Here is a 20,088-nt window from a genome sequence, read left to right as displayed (position 1 = left end):
GCCTGCAAACAGACGATCAAATGAAGGTGAGGTTATACGGCCTTTACGCGGATGCCTTAGAGCGGGCACCCAGAGACTTCAGCACCACGTACAGCAGCGCAGAAACAACGGTACCGGCAACAACAGCCGCCAGGAACATCAACGGGTTCTGCGCCAGACCAATAATCCAAATACCACCGTGCGGAGCCGGGGAAGCCACGTGCGCACCCATCGAGATTGCACCGGCAATAGCGCCACCAACAATGGTCGAAGGAATCACGCGAGCCGGGTCAGCCGAAGCGAAGGGAATAGCACCCTCAGAGATGAAGGATGCACCCAGCAGCCACGCAGCCTTACCGTTCTCACGCTCGTTCTCGTTGAACAGCTTGGGACGCAGGGTGGTTGCCAGAGCCATAGCCAGCGGCGGAACCATACCGGAAATAATGACGGCAGCCATGATTTCCTGGTTCACGGTCGCACCCGAGGACAGGCCAGCGGTTGCGAAGAGGTAAGCAGCCTTGTTGATGGGGCCACCCAGGTCAGAAGCCATCATGGCACCCAGGATCAGACCCAGCAGCAGAGCGGAACCGCCAGACATGGAGGTCAGCCAATCCTGCAGGGTGGTCATAACCCACGCCAGGGGCGCACCGAGCAGCAGGTACATTGCCAGGCCGGCAACCAGAGAAGTCACCAGCGGGGTGATGACCACGGGCATCATCGAGCCAAGCCAGCGGGGTAGCTTCAGGGTGCCCAGAGCGTACGCAATCAGACCGGCGAGAATACCGCCAACAATACCGCCAAGGAAGCCCGCGTTCACCGCAAGAGCCACCGAACCGGCGATGAAGCCCGGAGCAATACCGGGGCGCTGAGCCAAACCGTACGCAATGTACGCGGCAAGAGCCGGAACCATCAGACTCAGACCGAAACCGCCGATGGTCTGCAGAACAGCACCCAGGTACAGGGTCCAGTGCACATCACCGAGGTTGAACAGGGTTGCCGACTCGAGAATCGCCTTGGTGTTCACCTCACCAAGGTTCGGCACCGTAATTGCCTCGAAAACGAAGCCCAGGGCGACCAGAATACCGCCGGCCGCAACGAACGGAATCATGTAGGAGATACCGGTCATCACGGCCTTGTAGATGCGCGAGCCCCAAGCGCCTTCGGTAGCGCCTGCGCTGTCCTCACCGCTGGATGCGGCAGCGGCAACGCGTGCACCGTTGGGGTTCTCGGCCTCAGCCAGAGCCTCCGCAATCATTTCCTTAGGCTCGTCAATACCGCGCTTGACGGGAGACTCAATAAAGGGCTTACCTGCGAAGCGGTTACGCTCACGCACGTTCACGGACACCGCGAAAATCACGGCGTCTGCGGCGTCAATATCAGCCTGAGTCAGCTTCTCATTACCCGAGGAGCCCTGAGTCTCAACCTTCAGATCGTAGCCGAGCTCTTCAGCAGCGTACTTGAGGGCGTCCGCAGCCATATAGGTGTGAGCGATGCCGGTGGGGCATGCGGTCACAGCAACAATCTTCTTCACCGGAGCCGAAGCGGCGGGTGCTTCCTTCTCAGCAGCAGCCGGGGTAGTAGCCGGAGCAGCAGCGGCAGCCTCGGCGGGCTTAGCCTCTGCCTTCTTCTCACCCACGCCGAGCGCACCGTTGACCAGCTCAACGATCTCTTCAGCCGAGGAGGCTTCGCGCAGGGACGCGGTGAAGCTCTTCTTCATCAGGGAGCGTGCCAGGGTGGAGAGCAGCTTCAGGTGAGCCTGGTCAGCGCCATCGGGTGCAGCGATGAAGAAAATCAGGTCGGCGGGGCCGTCCTTTGCACCGAAGGAAACTGCAGGGTTGGGGCGTGCCATTGCCAGGGTCGGCTCGGTGACGGCGGCACTGCGGCAGTGCGGAATCGCAATACCGCCGGGGATACCGGTGTCGGTCTTGGATTCGCGTGCCTCGGCAGCCGCGTAGAGCTGCTCGAAGTCGGTAGCGCGTCCGGCATTTACGACTGCCTGGGCGAGCTTGGCAATTACGTCGAATCGGGTCTCGCCGAGGTTCTCGTCCAGCAGGACGAGATCTGCGGTGATCAGATCAGACATATTCCCTCCTCGGGTATGTGTTGGGGCGGGGATTCGCTTAGCGGTGCCGGGCTTCTCCCCTATATGGGTTCAAAGTGTGTGCAGTGTGTGTTGTGTTCGTATATGCGTGTGGGTGTTGAGGTAACACCCCTGCATACATTCCCTTCTGAGAATAAAAGCTGGAGGTGCGAAAACAGTCCGAATTAGAGCTGCAGCTGACGAACAGTGACCTTCTCAGGAGTGGTCTGCTCCAGCGAAGGCATACGGGTACCGGGCAGAGCAGCAGCAGCCGAACCGTGAGCTACCGCCTGAACTAGGCAACCGGGGGCATCCTCACCACGAGTGTGAGCAATCAAGAAACCGGACAGCGAGGAGTCACCGGCACCCACAGTGCTACGAACCTGAATCGGCTCGTGCACAGCGTGCCAGATACCCTGCTCAGTGACCAGCACGGCACCGCCGCCACCGAGGGTGGCAAGCACATATTCAATGCCGTCGCCGAGCAGCTTCTGGGCGGTACGGGCGGTCAGCTCGGGGCTGGCCTCCAGCTCCTCCCAGTTGTCGCTACCGGTCAGCTGAGCCAGCTCCTCCGAGTTGGGCTTAATCAGGGTGGGCTTATGCTCACCGGCGACGGTCGCAATCAGCGGCGCCTCAGAGGTATCGATAGCGATTTTGCCGTCGTAGCCGGAGGCGCGCAGTGCCGCCACCAGCTCGGAGTAGTAGGTCGGCTCCAGACCCGGAGGCAGGGAACCAGCCAGAACCACCCAGTCGGCACCCTTGGAACGCTCAACCACCAGCTCGTCCAGCTTCTGACGCAGTTCAGCGTCAAAAACGGTGCCGGGGGCATTCAGCTTGGTGGTGGTGCCGTCCGGGTCAACCACGGTGATGTTCGAGCGAATCGGCTCACCGGTGGGCAGGTTAGCGAACTCGACATCCACAGCCTGCAGTGCGGTCAGCACCGGGTCGCTGGCTTCACCGGGCACAATGGCGAGGGTCGGCACACCGGAAACCTGCAGGGCGCGCGAAATATTCACGCCCTTGCCACCGGGATCCTGTACGGCGCCGACAGCACGCTGCACGGCACCGTGGGCCAGGGGCGCGCCGAGTTCAATGGTGCGGTCCAGGCTGGGGTTGGCGGTCAGAGTAATAATCATTAGGCAATCACAATCTCAACATTTGCGGCCTCGAGTGCCTGGCGGAGGGCACCTTCGGGCTCGCGATCAGTAATGAGGGTGTCAATATCCTCGAATCCGGCGAAGCGGACCAGGGATTCCTGACCGAACTTCGCGGAGTCACAAAGCAAGACCACGCGGCGGGCTGCCTTGCAAATTGCGGTCTTGACAATAGCTTCGTTCATGCCGGGGGTGGAGATGCCGAAGTGGGCTTCAATGCCGTTGGCACCGATGAAAGCAATATCGGGGCGCATGGTACCGAAGTGCTCTGCGGCGCGTGCACCAACAGCAGCCCAGGTCATCTTGCGCAGCTGGCCGCCAACCAGTTCAAGGGTGACACCCTCGGCTTCGGCGAGCTTGACTGCAATGTGCAGTGCGTGGGTGATGATGATGCGGTCGTTGCCGGTCTTGAGGCTGAAGTTCTCGGCGCCGATGTGGTCGGCGAGAATCTCGATGGTGGAGCCTGCGTCCAGGACGATGGAGCCTGCCTCGGAGTCGCGCAGCATCTGGTATGCCTTGGTGGCGATACGGCGCTTCTCGGGGGTGTTCATGCCCTGTCGGGAGGAGATGGAGGACTCCAGGGAGGTGGACTGCTCAATGGTGACAGCACCACCGTGAACACGGCGGAGCTTACCTGCCTCTTCCAGTGCGGCGAGGTCACGACGCACGGTCTCCATGGTCACATCGTAACGACGTGCAAGGTCAGCGCCGTTGACACGACGTGCGGAGGCAACAAGCTTTGCAATTTCGGCACGGCGTTCTTCTGCGAACATAACTCTGGTGTTCCTTTGGGCTAGTGGGAGAAAATCTGTGCGTTCTTTTCTGCGTTCTGCTCGGCTTTTATGGCCATGAGAGACATGGCTTCAATGAGCCAGCAAAACACTTGAGGGTAATACTTGATTTTATGTGGGTTTTTGTGGGCAAGTCAATATAAAACGCTGTATTTGCCGGAATATTACCCGAATGTTCCCTACCGAAACCACACCTATTTGCGAGCTGTTGCCTGTTTATGTCTGTTTGACCTAATGAACTGTTGGGTTTTCCCGCTCCCTCACCATTCCCACAGTGTCCAACACCTACACGGCGCCCTCACAGGGCAAAAAGTGGAGGCGCCGGCTCCGAAAATCCTCGAAACCAGCGCCTCCACCAGCAGAACATATGCAATTAATGCGCGCTTATTTGGGTGCTCGTTTACTTGCCCTTGCGTTCGCGACGCACGCGACGCCAACGATGCACACCCAAGGCACCCGCCGCGCCCAGCAGAGCACCCGAACCGTTCATCAGCACATCCACCGGGTCGCCGGTGCGATCAGGCATGAAACTCTGAATCATCTCAATGCAGGCGCTGACCAAAAATCCCGAGTACAGCACGTGCGGGCGAGCCTTCGGCTTGAGCAGCAGGGCGAAAAGAAAACCGCCCGGAATGAACATAATGACGTTCGAAAGCTGCTCGATGCTCGAATAGGTGATGAACGCAGGCAACCAACCCTCGGAGTGGCCGGTATCCAAAAACTGCGCCAGGCGGCCGCCCATCTCGTTATCGTCCACGTGCACGGGGGCGAACACGATACTCGCCACCACCGCGCAGTACAGCGCCGTGACGGGCCAGAGAATCAGCCGCCACACGCGAGCGCCAGAGCGACCGCTACCGGGTTGTCCTTTACCAAACAAGGCGACCCACCTCGTCGAATTGCTTGGTCGAGTCCCACGCGAACAGGCCCGGCACGTCAATCGTGAGCGGTTCGGCGTTCGGTACGGTCACGGTCCATTCTTTACCGGCTGCTGCGGAGAGAGCGCGGCGGATAAAGCTGCCGTGGCTGACGGCAATAATCTTCTGGTCGCCCGAGGCGTCAGAGAGTTCACGCACGATGCCGCGCAGGGTGCGCACCGCACGAATGTACACGTCACGCTCGGATTCCACGTTCGGGTAGTAGCGTTCCGGGGCGCGGCGTTCGGGGGCGGGAATGTCCAGGCCTTCGCCGGCACCGTAGGCGCGTTCCACCAGCTCGGGGTAGGTCTTGTGCACCTGCAGGTCGAAGTGCTCACCGACCAGCTGCGCCGTCTCGTGGGCGCGGGAGAGCGGCGAGGACACCAGCACGGTGAATTCCAGACCCATGTCGGCAAGCTTCTTGCCGGTGGTGCGTGCCTGCTCGCGGCCGGTGTCATTGAGCGGAATGTCGGTGATGCCCTGCATCAGATTCGCCTTGTTCCAGTCGGTCTGGCCGTGACGGATCAGGGTGAGGGTCGTATTCTCGGCACCCGCCGGGATCTCTTCGGGGCCCAGCTCGGGCTCCAGGTGCTGTACGAGCAGACGGTCGATTGCGTCGTCCAGATACTGCAGGGGCACCTCGGTCAGGGAGGCGTTCACCGGAATCGGGTAGATGCCGTCCTCGTTGAGCAGTTCGGGGTGGCGCTCAGCGACCAAGGCGGTCACGACCATGGCAATCAGCATGCCGTGCGCGGCGACCACAACGGTCTGACCCTCGTATTCGCGGCGGACGCGGTTCAGCGCCGCGAGGGAGCGGGCGAGGAAGTCCTTCTTCGGTTCCACGTTGAAAGCATTATTGGACTGGCGGGAGGCGAGAATCAGCTCGGGGGTAGCGATCTGGCCCTCCAGGTCGCCAAAGGAACGTTCCTGGAAGCCGTCAACGGCACCGCGGTAGGGTACGCCCAGACCTTCAGCTACGATTTCGGCGCTTTCTACGGCGCGGGAGAGGGGCGAGGAGACGATAGCATCCACGGTGGTGCCCTCAGTTGCCGCCTGCTGCAGGGCACCGATAGCGGTGCGGACCTGCTCTCTGCCGGTGTCGTTGAGGGGGATGTCGGTGCCGCCTTGGAAGCGGTGGTCAATGTTCCAGTCGGTCTGGCCGTGGCGTAGGAAGATGATGCGGGTTCCTGCCTCGGGGTCGGGTACCGGAGTGATGATGGGGGTGTTCTGTGCGTCGGTCATCCTTCTAGTATGGCACTGCCTCCATGCAGTTCAAGGCCGCCGCGCAGTTCAAAGCCTCGGCGCAGTTCAAGGGGTGCGCGGCTTATCCCTTCTGCTGAGGCTCACTCATACCGCGGTATGAGCTGCGGGGTGGTTGAGCGCCCGGTCGGGCGAATTTTTTCAGGGTATTCCCATATTTTTCAGCCCCCAGACGGAGGGGTGAGCCGCCGAGAAGCTGAGATGATAGAAGTGTACTTCCGTTAGTTCATACCCAATGAAGGTTGTCATGACGCAGAATCCTCAATCTCAGAACCCGCAGTTCCAGGCTCAGAACCCGTATTCAATGACCCCTCCGCAGGCGGCGCAGCCTGCCGGTCAGTATTCCGCTCAGCAGGGTCAGCCCGGCCAGCAGGGCTACTATCAGGGTCAGCCGCAGGGCTACCCGGCTCAGGCACCTCAGCAGATGCAGCAGGCGCCCTTCGCGCGCGGCGCGATTATTTCTGCCCGTAACCTGCACAAGTCGTACGGCAATAACCCGGTGCTACGTAACGTGAGCCTGGATATTTTCCCCGGTGAGTCCGTGGCGATTATGGGTCCTTCCGGTTCCGGTAAGACCACCCTGTTGCACGCGCTCTCGGGCATTATCAAGCTCGATGCCGGTTCTGTGCTGTTCAACGGCCCGACCGGTCAGGTGGCGGTGGAGTCCCTCAGCGAGCGTGAGCGCACCTCCCTGCGCGCTAACTCGTTTGGTTTCGTGTTCCAGCAGGGTCTGCTGGTTCCCGAGCTGACCGCGGAGGAGAACGTCTCCCTCGCCGCGATGATTGCCGGTGTTCCCCGCCAGCAGGCGCGTTCCATTTCGGCTGATCTGTTGAACCGTCTGGGTTTGGGGCAGATGCTGGACCGCCGTATGGGTGAGATGTCCGGTGGTCAGGCTCAGCGTGTGGCGATTGCCCGCTCCCAGGTGAACGGTGCCCCCGTGACTTTCGCGGATGAGCCGACCGGCGCACTGGATTCGAAGACCGCGCGTGAGGTGATGGCTCTGTTGCTGACCATGATTCCGCAGCAGGGTAAGACTCTGCTGGTGGTTACTCACGACCCGAACGTGGCGGCGGCGTGCTCCCGCGTGGTGTACCTGCAGGACGGTCAGATTGTGAGCGACCAGCGCAATAACCAGGGCGGTGTTCCCGCACAGAACCCCGGTGCTCAGTCTCAGGCAGGTGCATAATGCAAATCTATGCTCTACTCGCCAAGCGAACCCTATGGAGTTCGCAGGCGATTCTTCCCGTGCTGGCTTTTGCCGCCTCCTCGGCACTGTTTTTGACGGTTGCCGGTGGTGTTCAAGCGCTGAGTACGTGGCTTGAGCACGCCAACGTTGACCACGAAATGATCAACCTGATGGGCATTCAGAAGCTCTACATGGGTTTGGCGTGGGTTGCCGCTCTGGTGCTGATTGTTCCGCTCTTTACCCTGGGCGCTTCGGCTGCTCGTTTGAGTGCCCGCCGCCGTGATGAGCGTCTGGCATCCCTGCGCCTGATTGGTGCTTCTACGACCCTGATTGTGGGTCTGTCTGTTGCGGACGCGCTGGTGTACTCTCTTGTGGGTTTCATCATCGGTCTGTTGCTTTACCTGGTGCTGATTTTCCCCTTTGGCGCCCTGCACTTCATGAACGTTCCGCTGGGTGCTGAGAATATGCTCCTGCCGGTGAGCGTGATTTTCTACTGCTTCCTGGGTTGTATGGTTTTGGCGGCTCTCAGCTCCCTCTTCGGTCTGGCGAAGGTCAGCATCAGCCCGCTGGGTGTGCGTACCCGCGCGAAGGCCGGTTCCGCCGGTTACATTGCTCTGGGTATCGGTGTTGTTCTGGTCATTGCCGTCATGATTCTGGCTTCGACCTCGAAGGGTTTTAGCATGTTCTCACCCTTCCAGAACGGCGGTGCCGATAGCGCGATTAAGAACCTAGCGATTTTCATTGCTCTGCCGGGTCTGCTGATGATGGTTGCTATCGACCTGATTGGTACCTTCCTGGTGTGGGCGTACGCAAAGATTCGTGTGCGTATGACCCAGAAGGCGTCGGTTCTGCTCGGTTACCGTGCGGTGCTGGAGTCCCCGCGCGGGGCGTGGCGTCAGGTTTCGGGTGTGGCACTGTCGACCTTCTTGGTGACCTTCTTCGGCCCCATCCTGATTCTGGCGGGTGAGATGAACAAAACGGCGAAGGAGGTAGGTCCCGCCGCCGGCCCCTTCATGACCATCATGGCGGACATGTTCCAGGGCATGCTGCTCATGCTGTTCTTCTCGTACCTGCTGGTCACCCTCTCCGCAGTGTTGAACCAGAGCGCCGCCATTTACGAGCGTGGTTCGCTGTACTCTTCGCTGAATATGATGGGTACCCCCACGAGGATGTTGCAGGCTTCGCGCCTTACCGTGGTTTTCGGTCCGCTGGTGCTCATTAGCGTGGTTTCTGCGCTGCTGGGTCTGCCGCTGACGGCGTTGATTGCGGCGCAGGGTCTTTCCGGTGAGATTCTGGCGAAGATGTTCGGTATGACCTTCGGCGCTATTGCGCTGGGTCTGGCACTGGTCTATGTGGGCCTGTTGGCGACCATTCCGTTTATGCGTCAGGTGACTCATAAGCCGGTGTCCGCTCTCTAAGCTGTACGGCTGCTACCCTCCCGTTGCGTTCTCAGTGGATGCGGCGGGAGGGTTTCTTCATGTCCAACGTTTGTGTTGCGTGCTTTTGTACCCTCACCCGGTTTGCACCCTGCATGTTTTCTCACGCACCGGGCCACCGCTTCCATCGCCTAAAGCCCTGTGAGAGACTGACATTATGTTTGAACACACAGTACCCTCCGATTGGTTCCCCCGCTGCGCAATCTTCGACTGCGACGGCATCCTCCTCGACTCCGAGACCGTCTGGAACGATGTGCAGCGTGAGCTTTTCGCCCGCTGGTCTGTTCCCTTCACCGAAGAGGTGGAGCATCGCCTCACCGGTCTGGCGGCAGCCGACGTCGCGCAGGAGCTTGCACTGCTCTCCTACGAGGCGCAGAACGGCCAGAAGCCGGACACCGCCTCCGCAGAGTACGCCGAGCACCATGAACGCGTGATGAAGGATCTGCTCACCACCGAGCACGAGGTCATCAGCTCCGGCGTGGACCTGATTGAGGGTGCGCAACAGTTCCTGGGCTTCCTGAGTGAGCACATGCCGGTTGCGGTGGCGTCGAACTCCACCGCGAACATTCTGACCCTGAAAATGGAAAGCTACGGTTACGCCCCGCTGGTGCGCACCTGGGTCAGCAGCAACGACGTTCCGACCGGTAAGCCTGCCCCGGACATGTACCTGGAGGCGGCACGTCGCCTCGGCTTTGAGGGCCACGAGGCGCTGGCGTTCGAGGACTCCCCCGCGGGCGCGCAGGCGGCACGTGACGCCGGTACGAAGGTCATGATTTACGTTCCGGAAGGCACCGACCCGGCAAAGGCACCGGCCGGTTTTGGGCGCTTCGATTCGTTCAATGACCCGCAGCTCTGGGAGGCGGCACGCACCTGGATCGCCAAGCTTGAGGCAGCTCAGCAGTCTGAAGCAACGCAGGGCTAAGCACGTACCGCAGACGCCTCACCGCGCCACCGCCTCACCTGATAGGCAGCATCAAGAAAGACCCCCGGCCCGCTCCTCAAGGAGCAGACCGGGGGTCTTTTTATGCTTATCAGCTGCCTCTCTAGCACCCGCTCTTGTAGCCCTTTGACCTCATCAGCACTTTCGCGGAGGGCTACTTTTCCAAAGTCTCACTAAACGGTACCAATACAAAACATCACGAGAACCTGAACATTGGCAGGTTCTCGTGATGCTAGGTGTTTTAGAACTCCAAGGATGCTTATTTCGGCTGTTGCTTATAGAAAACAAAAGCGTACAGGATACTCATAAGTAGAACTACAACCTGAGCCAAAGGGTCAAGCCAATACACTTGTAAAATTACCACAGCCAACATAAAAAATACGGATTTTATGAAGGATGCCGCAGGTTGTACGTAGTTCTTATTTGCACGATATGCAGAGTACCCAACAACTCCACAAAGAATTAAAATACTGAGAACATTATAAACCATTATATCATGCGAAGATGTAAAATAATAGCAAGAATAACCTGCGAACCATAATTCAGGTATCGGTATGTATCTAGTGTCGACCACTTTAATCACCTATCGCTACAGTTACAGAAATACAACTTGCAATTGACTTACTAACATTTTTCATTGGCTGTCCCTCTCTAGCTGTTGATAATATCTCTAGTTTGATGTGAAACAGAACACTTTTATGATATCAATCAGCAAAATGGGAGTCAAAATTATTTTAGTAATGATTCAATAACAATTTGCGCCACTGCACACTATAGTATTTAGCTGCTAAAGCTCCCAGCCCGTTCTCTCTCCTCAGCAAACTTACATCCTAAGTCGTCTTATTGCGCTTCGGATGCTCCTCTGCCTTACACATTTCTAGGTTCTTATCGCAGATACAGCGGTAAACAGTCTTCACTTCCCCTGCTGCTTTCACCCACCTCTCTTCTTCTTTCCTACGTGCGTATGCTTTTCTTCTCTTACGAGCAGGAGATAACTCTGGTCTTGTCCTCACAACTCTCTCACTTCAGTTCTACGGTCTAGGAACTTTTATTTTACGTCCGCTTAAGCGGACTTCGCTAACGCTCAGGCTCTTTTTCTCTCTGGCTTCTCTCCTTCTGTTCCAAGACTCAACCTCACAGCTCAGGCTGAGAGAGGTGAGGGGAGAGAGAAGCGAATGCCCTTGTACTTTCCAAACAAAATACACAAAGGTATTTGAATGAAAAGCACAAGGGGCATCACAACAAACAACACAGGCCAGTCGGTCGGCTCGGTCGGTCGATTGGCGAAGCATAAGAAGCACAAACGGCTCGCTCTTCGCATAGATGGCGGAAGGCTCTAATCTTCCGCGCGGAGGGCATTCGCCCTGTGATCTGGCGGTGTTGTTGATGTGTAGGTCATAGACATGCCGGTTGCGGTGGCGTCGAACTCCACCGCGAACATTCTGACCCTGAAAATGGAAAGCTACGGTTACGCCCCGCTGGTGCGCACCTGGGTCAGCAGCAACGACGTTCCCACCGGTAAGCCCGCCCCGGATATGTACCTGGAGGCGGCGCAGGGCTAAGCTGCACCCGCCGCCCTCGTAGCAGCATCAAGAAAGACCCGGTACGAGGAAAGACCCCCGGCCCGCTCCTCAAGGAGCAGACCGGGGGTCTTCTATGCTGTATCAGCCGTACCTACAGTACCTACAAGGCCTACAAGGGGCACGAGCTTATCGGCGCATAACCTTCTTCGCCAGGAAGTTACCGATGAACTGAACCAGCTGAACCAGGACGATAATAATCGCCACAACAGCCCAGGTGATCTCATCGTTGAAGCGCTGGTAGCCGTCCACGATCGCGATCTTACCCAGACCGCCAGCACCCACGTAACCGGCCATAGCGGACATATCCACCACGCCAATGACGAGGAAGGTGTAACCGAGGATCAGCGGGCCAAGCGCCTCCGGAATCATCACGGTGAACAGGATGGTCAGCTTTGAAGCGCCCATCGCACGCGCCGCCTCAATCACGCCCGGGTCAATGGAGACCATGTTCTGCTCCACGATACGGGCAATAGCGAACGCAGCACCGAAGCTCATCGCGAAGACCGCAGCGTTCACGCCCAGGCGGGTACCCACCACAGCACTAGTCAGCGGGCCCAAAGCCGCAATCAAAATAATGAACGGAATCGGGCGAATCACGTTCACCAGAATGTTCAGGATCGTGTACACGAAGCGGTTCTGGAAGATGTTACCTTCACGGGTGGTGTACAGCAGCGCACCAACAATCAGGCCGACCAGACCTGCACACAGCATCGTAACAGACACCATGTAGAAGGTGTCGCCGATAGCCGGGAGCAGCTTCTCGGGCAGGAACTCGGACCAGTCCGTCTTAGACGCAGCCAGCGGAAGAGTAGTAGCAAACATTTAGCGCACCTCCTGCACGCGGGCAACGGTCTTCAGTTCGGCAACGGCGGCATCAATGCTGGTGATTTCGCCGAGAAGTTCCAGGGTGAGGGTACCGTACGCCTTACCCTGCAGGGTCTCAATACCGCCGCCCACAATGTTGAAGCGGACGTTACGGGCACCCAGGTAGGACAGCACCTTACCGAGCTCCTGGTTACCCTCCACGATTTCAACGTTGATGAGGTAACCCTTGTGGTTAGCGCGCAGCTCAGCCGCCTCCTTGCCGGTGGGGGCAAGCTTGACGGTGGTTGCCACGAACAGCTTCGCCACGTCGGTCTGCGGGTTGGAGAAGACGTCGTAGACGTTGCCCTGCTCGACCACGCGGCCGGACTCCATGACCGCCACACGGTCAGCGATGCTGGAGACCACGTCCATCTCGTGGGTAATGACCACGACGGTCACACCCAGTTCGCGGTTCACACGCTTGAGCAGAGCGAGCACTTCATGAGTGGTTTCCGGGTCCAGCGCGCTGGTGGACTCATCCGCCAGCAGCAGGGCGGGGCTGGTCGCGAGCGCACGGGCAATACCCACACGCTGCTTCTGACCGCCCGAAAGCTGGTTCGGGTAGTGGCCTGCACGGTCGGCAAGACCCACAAACTCGAGCATTTCCAGGGCGCGGGCGCGGCGGTCCTTCTTAGACCAGCCGGCAATCTTCAGGGGGAACTCGACGTTACCGAGCACGGTGCGGGAGTTCATCAGGTTGAACTGCTGGAAGATCATACCGATGTTGGTGCGTGCTTCGCGCAGTTCGGAGTCGCGCTTGCCGGAAATTTCGAAGCCGCCGACGGTCAGGGTGCCGCTGGTGGTGGTTTCCAGGCCGTTAATGAGGCGGACCAGGGTGGACTTACCGGCGCCGGAGTAGCCGATAATTGCAAAGATTTCACCGCGGTTAATGGTGAGGGAGACGTTGTCGACAGCAACTACTGCCTTGGGGCCGTTGCCGAAGACCTTGGAGACTCCGTCCAGAACCACCATGGGCGAGGTGCTGTCGCCGAAGCTCTGTGCCAGTTCACTCATAAATATGTATCCGTAAATGTCGTGGTTGGGGCGCTAAAGGGCCTTAACGCCGTTACGCAAAGGACGGTAAGCCTTCACCCGCATCGGGTTCTTAGACTTACCGCCTTTGCGTATGCCTAGAAGAGGCGTGTATTCAGAAGATTACTTCTTGGCGCGCAGCTTGGCTTCTTCGTTAGCCAGGGACTGACGCAGCTCGTCGGTGCTCACGTTGACCTCAACAGCGGTGCCGCGGGTCTCTTCCTGAACGACGTCCATGACGGCCTTCGAGTGGAAGAGTTCGACGATCTTCTTGTAGGTCTCGTCGTCAGCCTTGTCCTTCTGAGCAACGAAGAGGTTCACATACTTGATGGCCGAGGGGTCGGTCTTGGGGTCGTCCTGAGCCAGTGCGTCTGCGGGCTTCAGGCCTGCATCCTTGAGGAAGTCGTTGTTGACGACTGCGCCGTCAGCGGACTCCATGCCAACCACGGTCTGGGTTGCGTCGACGGGGGTGACCTTCACCTTGGAGTTAGCGGTGTCCACGTCGTCGATGGTGGGTGCGTCAACGTCAGCGTTCTTGAAGGTGACCAGACCGTTGGTCTTCAGCAGCTTCAGTGCGCGTGCCTCGTTCACGGTGTCGTTCGGGATAACGATCTCGCCGCCCTGGGGGATGTCAGCCAACTTGGAGTGCTTCTTGGAGAACAGAGCCATCGGGTAGATGACGGTCGGACCGACAATCTGCAGGTCCTTGTTAGCGCTCACGTTGTAGTTAGACAGGTACGCGATGTGCTGGAAGCGGTTCATGTCGATGTCACCGGCGTCCAGTGCGGGGTTCGGCTCGGTGTAAGCGCTGAACTCCTTGTACTCAATGTCGATACCCTGCTTCTTAGCTTCTTCCTTCAGGGTCTTGTTGAACTTCTCAGAGCCAACCACACCGATGGTGACCTTCTTGGATGCGGAAGAGGAGGAAGAGGAGGAGTTGGTGGAACCGCAGGCTGCCAGGCCAAAGACCATGGGGACAACTGCGAGTGCAGCAGCAAACTTCTTCACGGCTATGAATCTTTCTGTTGAATGATGATGCGTTCCACCGGGTGCTGACGTTGGTATTAGCACGTCCGATGGGAATGATGATGGGACAATTACAGCACGGGCGGGGGCGGGTGTGGAAGTTAAGAGCTATTCATGAGACACAGAACGTCAAGGTCGTCATATTTTGTCATATTTCGTCATGCGGTGATTATTTCCAGGTTATAAAGCGTCATTACCGGTGTATTCAGGCGCACACAAAACGCCGGCAAGGGCACAAAAACCCAAGCCAGCGTCCATCTAACCCACTCATTACGAGCAGGCGGCGAATCAACCAGTACTACTGATCGAACTCGCCCGAAGCAATCAGCTGCTCACGCACCTTACGGCGTAGAACCTTACCCAGCATCGAACGGGGCAGGTCATCCACCACCACGATGCGGCGCGGAACCTTATAGCGGGTCACCTTCGAATAGCAGTGCTCGCGCAGAGTGTGCTCCTGCACCACTCGGCCCGGGGCGGCAACCACAGCGGCAACGACCATCTCGCCACCGGCGGGCAGCGGAATACCGACGACCGCCGCATCCGCGACCATGTCGTGCTGCTTGAGCGCGACCTCAACCTCCGTCGGGGAGACGTTGAAACCGCCGGTAATAATGACTTCCTTAATACGGTCGACAATCTGAATGAAGTAGTCCTCATCCAGGCGCACAATATCGCCGGTACGCAACCAGCCCTCGGGGGTGATGGTCTTAGCCGTCTCGTCCTCACGCTTCCAGTAGCCGGCAAAACGCTGAGGGCCTTTCACCCACAGCTCGCCCTCTTCACCATCAGGCACATCCTCGCCAGTTTCCGGGTCCACCACACGAATATCGGTGGAGGGGAACGGAACACCAATAAAACCGGCACGGCGAGTGTCATTGAGCGGGTTGCAGGACACCAGCGGCGCGCACTCGGTCAGGCCGTAGCCTTCCACCATGAAACCGCCGGACGCTTCCTCCCACTCGGCAACCAGCTCAGGCGGCAGGTTCATCGCACCAGAAACCGCATAACGGATACCCTCCAGGGACACGCCACGCTTCTTCGCCTCATCCATGAGGCGGCGGTACACCGGCGGAACCGCAGGAAGAATGGTCGGGCGGGTCTTCTTCATCGCCTTCAAAATCAGGTCCATGTCCACGGTCGGGAACAGCACCAGGCGGGCACGGCACAGCGACGCAATCGTCACGCCCAGGGTCATACCGTACGCGTGGAACAGCGGCAGAACCGAGTAAATCACCTCGTCATCACCCGGGTTAATCCATGCCTCACCCATGCGGCCGTTAGACTCCAGGTTGCGGTGCGTGAGCATCACGCCCTTCGGCAGGCCGGTCGTACCCGAGGTGTACTGCAGCAGCGCAATATCGTGCGCCGTCGGGCGGCGATGCGACGGGTCAATACGCTCGCTCTTCACCAGCTGAGCCCACGACACCGTACCCGGCGCAGGACCGGTCAGCTTCTCGCGCGAAGCACGCGCGCTCTTCAACGGCAGCTTCAGCGCGGTACGCATCAGCGCGGGCATCGCCGAAATCATGTTCACTGAATAAATATGGTTCGGGCGGATATCCGCCGGAAGACCCGTAATATGCGAGGCGATCTTATCCCACACAATCGCGACCTTCGCGCCGTGATCCTCAAACATGTGGCGCAACTCCGCGCCCGTGTACAGAGGGTTATGCTCCACCACAATCGCGCCCAGACGCAAAATCGCGTAGAACGCCGCAATATGCTGAGGGCAGTTCGGCAAAATCAGCGCCACACGGTCACCCGCCTGCACACCAGCCACACGCAGACCCTCCGCAGCACGCTCAATCTGGTCCCCCAACTCAACGTAGGTTGTGGTCGCGCCAAAAAACTCCAGCGCCACCTTGTGGGGTACGGTGCGGACCGCCTCGTCAATGAGGTGGCTCAGCGAGGTTTCGGGTAGCTCAATATCGCGGGCAGTCCACGAAGAATAATTCTTCAACCAGGGGCGATGCGCCAACGGATGCGCACCAGCCGACGCGCCAGCGGGGGATGCAGGTGCCGCCGCATCCTGCAGGTTCGTGTTCTTCTGAGCCTCAGTCATGCATTGATTGTGCCTTCCTACACCCTCACGCTTCAACTCAGCAGCGCTTCTTTCCACGCTGAAAATCACACGGTACACCCGCCCCAGATACCGCAATAAACGCCGAAACACTAAGGTAAACCCAAGCAACTCTGGGATACTTAAAGCATGAGTAAACGACAGCAAGACATCACTGACGAACAGTTCAAGAAGCTCCTCCGCGAAATTTCCAAACGATTCGCTATCGCCGGAGGAGTCGTCATCCTGTTCGGAATGGCCATCATCGCACTTGCTTACCTTCTGGGAGGAGCCCACTAATGCACACCCCGCAGCGCCCCAACGGCGACATCTTCAACCGCATGGTCTCCGGCGCCGCCTACATGCCCGACGCCGAATGCGCCGCGCAGACTAAGCGCATCCACGCTGCAACCGTCCTCGCCGAAGAACACTACGCACGCGGCGAGCAGGCACAGGCAATGCACGTCTACCGTGAACACCTCGGCCACCTGGGCGAGCACTCGCACATCCGCCCGGGCGCACGCTTCGACTACGGCGTGAACACCTATATTGGTGACGGCTCCTTCTTCAACTTTGGCTGCGTCTTCCTGGACGTCTGCCCGATCCGTATCGGCTCCACCGTGCTCGTCGGCAACAACGTACAGTTCCTCACCCCCACCCACCCGCTCAACCCGATCGACCGCGCCGCATACTGGGAAGGTGGCGAGCCCATCACCGTTGAAGACAACGTCTGGATCGGTGGCGGCGCCATCATCCTGGGCGGTGTGACCATCGGCAAGAACTCCGTGATTGGCGCGGGCACCGTCGTCACCAAGGATGTCCCCGAAAACTCCCTCGTGGTGGGCAACCCCGGCCGCGTCATCCGCACCCTGGACGAGAACGAACGCCCGGCATACCCGCACACCTACTCCGCAGAAGCCCTGGAAGAAGCACGCGCCTTCTACGCTGACCGCAACCGCTAAATCAGCACCCAGGACTAGAATCCAAAGGATTTAATGAACGCACAGAACAACACCCCGCAGCAGCGCCCGGCCACCGCGGCGTCCTCCCCCACCGAAAGTGACCTGTGGGAGGCGGCATTCTCCTCCGACGACCCCACCGTGGTTCTGACCGATGAGGACCTGAACGCCGCACGCCGCGCCCACGAAAAGGCGCGCGAGGCGGCCTCTTCGGCGCAGTCCTCCGCGCAGTCCTCGCAGGATGCGACCCGCCCCCTCACCGAGGCGGCTACCGCAACCCAGCCGGTCCTCTCCGCAAACAGCGCCGCTCAAAGTGCAGACTCCGGTGCTGACTTGGGCGAACCCGCTACCGACAACCTCAGCTGGCTCGACAAGCCCGCGACCCCCAGCGCGGACAACGTACGCGGCGGCGCAACCCCTGCCCCCGCTACCGCGCCTGCCCCCGCGGCAAGCTACGAGGTGCCCGCACCCGGCAACGCCCATGCGGCACCCAGCGCCCCGCAGGCTGCCCCCGCGGCAGATGACCACTTCGTCATCCCCGCCCCCGCAGGTGATGCCGCTGGCTCGGAACCCATCCTCACCGCCGCAACCGCGCTGTCCATGCAGAAGAGCCGCTACTCCCGCATGCACCTGCTACCCGGTCTGCTCGGCTGGCTAATCACCATCTCCCTCATGGACGGTGGCCTGTGGGCTATCCAGTCGTGGCTGACCCTGACCGGTCAGAGCGAGTCCATCGAGTACGCCTCGGTGGTCTCCCGACTCTTCAGCGGCGCGTCGAACGCCGTGCCGGTCGCGGTGGCGTTGAGTGTGCTCATTTTCTTCGCCTACCTGGTGGGCGGTTATGCTGCGGGACGCATGGCACGATTCGCCGGCGCGAAGCAGGGCATTGCCGTATGGCTCTGGCAGATTATGGCGCTCATTATCGGGTCCCTGGCAACCTTCCTCGCGCCTCAACTGTTCCAGAACGGTGTCGCGTCCCTGTCCCTGCAGAAGCTGATTGCGGGCGATTTCGCGAACGGTCTGCTCGCGGTTCTGCTGGTTCTGGCGTTGAGCTTCCTCGGCGCTATCCTCGGCGGCCTGTGCGGACGTCTGTACCACCGCCGCGTGGACAAGTACCCGAGTGACCAGGTGGCACGCGAGGACGCCTAGGCTTCTGGACACCTAGTCTTCTAAGCGCCCGCGCCTCGTTGCGATAGGGATAAACCGTACAGAAAACCTCCGGTACCTTACGTAAGGTACCGGAGGTTTTCTGTATCTAAATATCTGTATCCTCAACAGCCTCAGCCACCCAGCAATACGACACTGACTAGCTAAAATGTGCCGCCTAGTGGTCCAGCAGCAGTGCAGGCTCCTCAAGAATTGCTGCCACATCAGCCATGAAACGAGCCGACAGGTCGCCATCCACCACACGGTGATCGAAGGAGCCACCCAGGGTCGTCACCCAGCGAGGAATAACCTCACCATCAACCACCCACGGCTTCTGCTTGATCGTACCGAAGGCAACAATCGCCACCTCACCGGGGTTAATAATCGGGGTACCCGTATCAATACCCAGCGAACCGATGTTCGTAATGGTCAGGGTACCGTTCGCCATCTCAGCGGGCTGAGTCTTACCCTCACGGGCGCGAGTAGTCAGGTTGTTCAGCGCAACCGCCAGCTCACGCAGGGACAGCTCCTGAGCGTCCTTAATGTTCGGGACCATCAGGCCGCGCGGGGTTGCCGCAGCAATACCCAGGTTCACGAAGTGCTTAATCTGGATTTCGCTATCGGTCCAGGTCGCATTGACCTGCGGGTTACGCTCAGCAGCCCAAATGACCGCGGCAGCAAGCACCAGCAGCGGGGTGACCTTCACGCCCTCAAAGTGGCGGGACTTCTTCAGGCGCTTCACGAACTCCATGGTGCGGGAGGCATCAACATCCACGAAGATGGACACGTGCGGGGCGCTAAACGCCGAAGAAACCATCGCCTTCGCGGTAGCCTTACGCACGCCACGCACCGGGATGCGCTCAATGCGGTCACCGGGGGTGGCTGCGGGCTGCCAGAACGGCTGGCGGGCGCCGCTATGCTGCACGTCGCTCAGGTGCGCCACATAGTTCATGAGATCCTGCTTGGTCACCTGGCCGCGCGCACCGGTAGCAGTCACGTTCGCCAGGTCAACACCCAGCTCCTTTGCGGCAAGACGCACCGGAGGCGGCGCGAGGGTCGGGCGGTGCGGAACCTGCTCGGGAGCCAGAGTCGGCGCGGGAGCTGCTGCGGGCTCGGGTGCCAGGCGCTGCACCATCGAGTTCAGCGGGGTGTTCTCCACAAAACGGGAGGCGCGCTCAGCCAGCTCGCTCAGCAGACCCTGGTTGCGATTCACCGGGTCGGAGGGGGTGTGCGCCACGGGTGCCTGAACAGCCGGTGCGACCGGTGCCGCAGTAGCCTGTGCGGGCTGGGTTGCGGAGGCGGGGCGCTTGCGGGCGCGACGCTTCACAGCGTCCGCCTTGGGGCCGGAGCCGACCAGTGCGGTGCCGGACTCAGCCTCTGCCGCGGCGGGTGCCGCCGGGGTGGCGGGTGCGTTGTCGCCGCCGGAGATGCTGATGATCGGGGTGCCCACCTCAACGGTTTCGCCTTCGGCAACGAGCAGCGCCTCGACGGTGCCGGCGAAGGGCGAGGGAAGTTCCACAACGCTCTTCGCGGTTTCAATTTCGACGAGGACGTCGTTGATGGCGACCTCGGTGCCGACTGCCACCTTCCAGCTGAGGATTTCTGCTTCGGTCAGGCCTTCACCCACGTCAGGGAGCGGGAAAATCTGGGACATTTTTACCTCTCACTAGGGC

16 protein-coding genes and 1 pseudogene are annotated in these 20,088 nt (G+C 59.7%); 7 read left to right on the top strand and 10 right to left on the bottom strand.

The features are described 5' to 3' along the window. Positions 1 to 43 precede the first annotated feature (43 nt). The 5 genes from HMPREF2710_RS04200 to HMPREF2710_RS04180 form a co-directional block, all read right to left on the bottom strand. Complete coding sequence (locus HMPREF2710_RS04200) at positions 44 to 2,062, bottom strand: PTS fructose transporter subunit IIABC (protein ID WP_070599679.1); 2,019 nt, start codon at positions 2,060 to 2,062, stop codon at positions 44 to 46. A 182-nt stretch (positions 2,063 to 2,244) separates the two neighbouring features. Next, entirely contained in the window at positions 2,245 to 3,195 is a 951-nt protein-coding gene (locus tag HMPREF2710_RS04195) for a 1-phosphofructokinase family hexose kinase (protein ID WP_070542993.1), read from the bottom strand. Then, positions 3,195 to 3,986: a DeoR/GlpR family DNA-binding transcription regulator gene (locus tag HMPREF2710_RS04190; protein WP_049357323.1), complete on the bottom strand. Its 792-nt coding sequence runs from the start codon at positions 3,984 to 3,986 to the stop codon at positions 3,195 to 3,197. The genes HMPREF2710_RS04195 and HMPREF2710_RS04190 overlap by 1 nt, the downstream gene beginning before the upstream one ends. Before the next feature lie 418 nt (positions 3,987 to 4,404). Then, positions 4,405 to 4,839: a VanZ family protein gene (locus HMPREF2710_RS04185; RefSeq protein ID WP_096740964.1), complete on the bottom strand. Its 435-nt coding sequence runs from the start codon at positions 4,837 to 4,839 to the stop codon at positions 4,405 to 4,407. Between the two features lie 34 nt (positions 4,840 to 4,873). Next, entirely contained in the window at positions 4,874 to 6,163 is a 1,290-nt protein-coding gene (locus HMPREF2710_RS04180; protein ID WP_070599677.1) for a histidine phosphatase family protein, read from the bottom strand. A gap of 265 nt (positions 6,164 to 6,428) precedes the next feature. On the opposite strand from HMPREF2710_RS04180, the gene HMPREF2710_RS04175 reads away from it, so the two are divergent. The 4 genes and pseudogenes from HMPREF2710_RS04175 to HMPREF2710_RS09355 form a co-directional block, all read left to right on the top strand. Continuing rightward, on the top strand, positions 6,429 to 7,367 hold the full coding sequence (locus HMPREF2710_RS04175; protein ID WP_070599711.1) for an ABC transporter ATP-binding protein: 939 nt from the start codon (positions 6,429 to 6,431) through the stop codon (positions 7,365 to 7,367). Further along, positions 7,367 to 8,785 carry an FtsX-like permease family protein gene (locus HMPREF2710_RS04170; protein ID WP_070599675.1) on the top strand — a complete coding sequence of 473 codons (1,419 nt, stop codon included), beginning with the start codon at positions 7,367 to 7,369 and terminating at the stop codon, positions 8,783 to 8,785. The genes HMPREF2710_RS04175 and HMPREF2710_RS04170 overlap by 1 nt, the downstream gene beginning before the upstream one ends. Positions 8,786 to 8,960: 175 nt before the next feature. Next, the gene (locus HMPREF2710_RS04165) at positions 8,961 to 9,725 is read left to right on the top strand and encodes an HAD family hydrolase (RefSeq protein ID WP_070599673.1); all 765 of its coding nucleotides are present in this window, start codon (positions 8,961 to 8,963) and stop codon (positions 9,723 to 9,725) included. 1,421 nt (positions 9,726 to 11,146) lie between these two features. Beyond that, positions 11,147 to 11,299 (top strand): annotated as a pseudogene (locus tag HMPREF2710_RS09355) (HAD family phosphatase); the annotation flags it as partial. Positions 11,300 to 11,452: 153 nt separating this feature from the next. Here HMPREF2710_RS09355 and HMPREF2710_RS04160 read toward each other — a convergent pair. From HMPREF2710_RS04160 to HMPREF2710_RS04145, 4 genes are all read right to left on the bottom strand, one after another. After that, on the bottom strand, positions 11,453 to 12,148 hold the full coding sequence (locus HMPREF2710_RS04160; RefSeq protein WP_070507236.1) for a methionine ABC transporter permease: 696 nt from the start codon (positions 12,146 to 12,148) through the stop codon (positions 11,453 to 11,455). Beyond that, entirely contained in the window at positions 12,149 to 13,204 is a 1,056-nt protein-coding gene (locus tag HMPREF2710_RS04155) for a methionine ABC transporter ATP-binding protein (protein ID WP_049353211.1), read from the bottom strand. A 141-nt stretch (positions 13,205 to 13,345) separates the two neighbouring features. Further along, positions 13,346 to 14,230 carry a MetQ/NlpA family ABC transporter substrate-binding protein gene (locus HMPREF2710_RS04150; protein ID WP_070507239.1) on the bottom strand — a complete coding sequence of 295 codons (885 nt, stop codon included), beginning with the start codon at positions 14,228 to 14,230 and terminating at the stop codon, positions 13,346 to 13,348. 316 nt (positions 14,231 to 14,546) lie between these two features. Beyond that, the gene (locus HMPREF2710_RS04145; protein ID WP_070599671.1) at positions 14,547 to 16,313 is read right to left on the bottom strand and encodes a long-chain-fatty-acid--CoA ligase; all 1,767 of its coding nucleotides are present in this window, start codon (positions 16,311 to 16,313) and stop codon (positions 14,547 to 14,549) included. A 147-nt stretch (positions 16,314 to 16,460) separates the two neighbouring features. Between HMPREF2710_RS04145 and HMPREF2710_RS09460 the strand changes: the two genes are divergently transcribed. Genes HMPREF2710_RS09460 through HMPREF2710_RS04135 form a run of 3 tightly spaced genes read left to right on the top strand, consistent with a single transcriptional unit; the run spans position 16,461 to position 18,418 of the window. Continuing rightward, entirely contained in the window at positions 16,461 to 16,610 is a 150-nt protein-coding gene (locus tag HMPREF2710_RS09460) for a hypothetical protein (RefSeq protein ID WP_005504480.1), read from the top strand. Next, a complete protein-coding gene (locus HMPREF2710_RS04140) occupies positions 16,610 to 17,272 on the top strand; it encodes a sugar O-acetyltransferase (RefSeq protein ID WP_049363518.1) in 663 nt (220 codons plus the stop codon). The genes HMPREF2710_RS09460 and HMPREF2710_RS04140 overlap by 1 nt, the downstream gene beginning before the upstream one ends. A 33-nt stretch (positions 17,273 to 17,305) precedes the next feature. Further along, complete coding sequence (locus HMPREF2710_RS04135; protein WP_070599669.1) at positions 17,306 to 18,418, top strand: hypothetical protein; 1,113 nt, start codon at positions 17,306 to 17,308, stop codon at positions 18,416 to 18,418. Between the two features lie 175 nt (positions 18,419 to 18,593). On the opposite strand, the gene HMPREF2710_RS04130 is transcribed toward HMPREF2710_RS04135, so the two are convergent. Further along, positions 18,594 to 20,069 (bottom strand): dihydrolipoamide acetyltransferase family protein, encoded by a 1,476-nt coding sequence (locus HMPREF2710_RS04130; protein WP_070599667.1) that lies wholly within the window; start codon positions 20,067 to 20,069, stop codon positions 18,594 to 18,596. Positions 20,070 to 20,088 lie beyond the last annotated feature (19 nt).

The organism is Rothia sp. HMSC069D01 (genome assembly GCF_001810135.1).
Classification (GTDB): domain Bacteria; phylum Actinomycetota; class Actinomycetes; order Actinomycetales; family Micrococcaceae; genus Rothia.
Note: the sequence above shows the minus strand (reverse complement) of the source record. Positions and strands in the feature narration are given on the sequence as shown.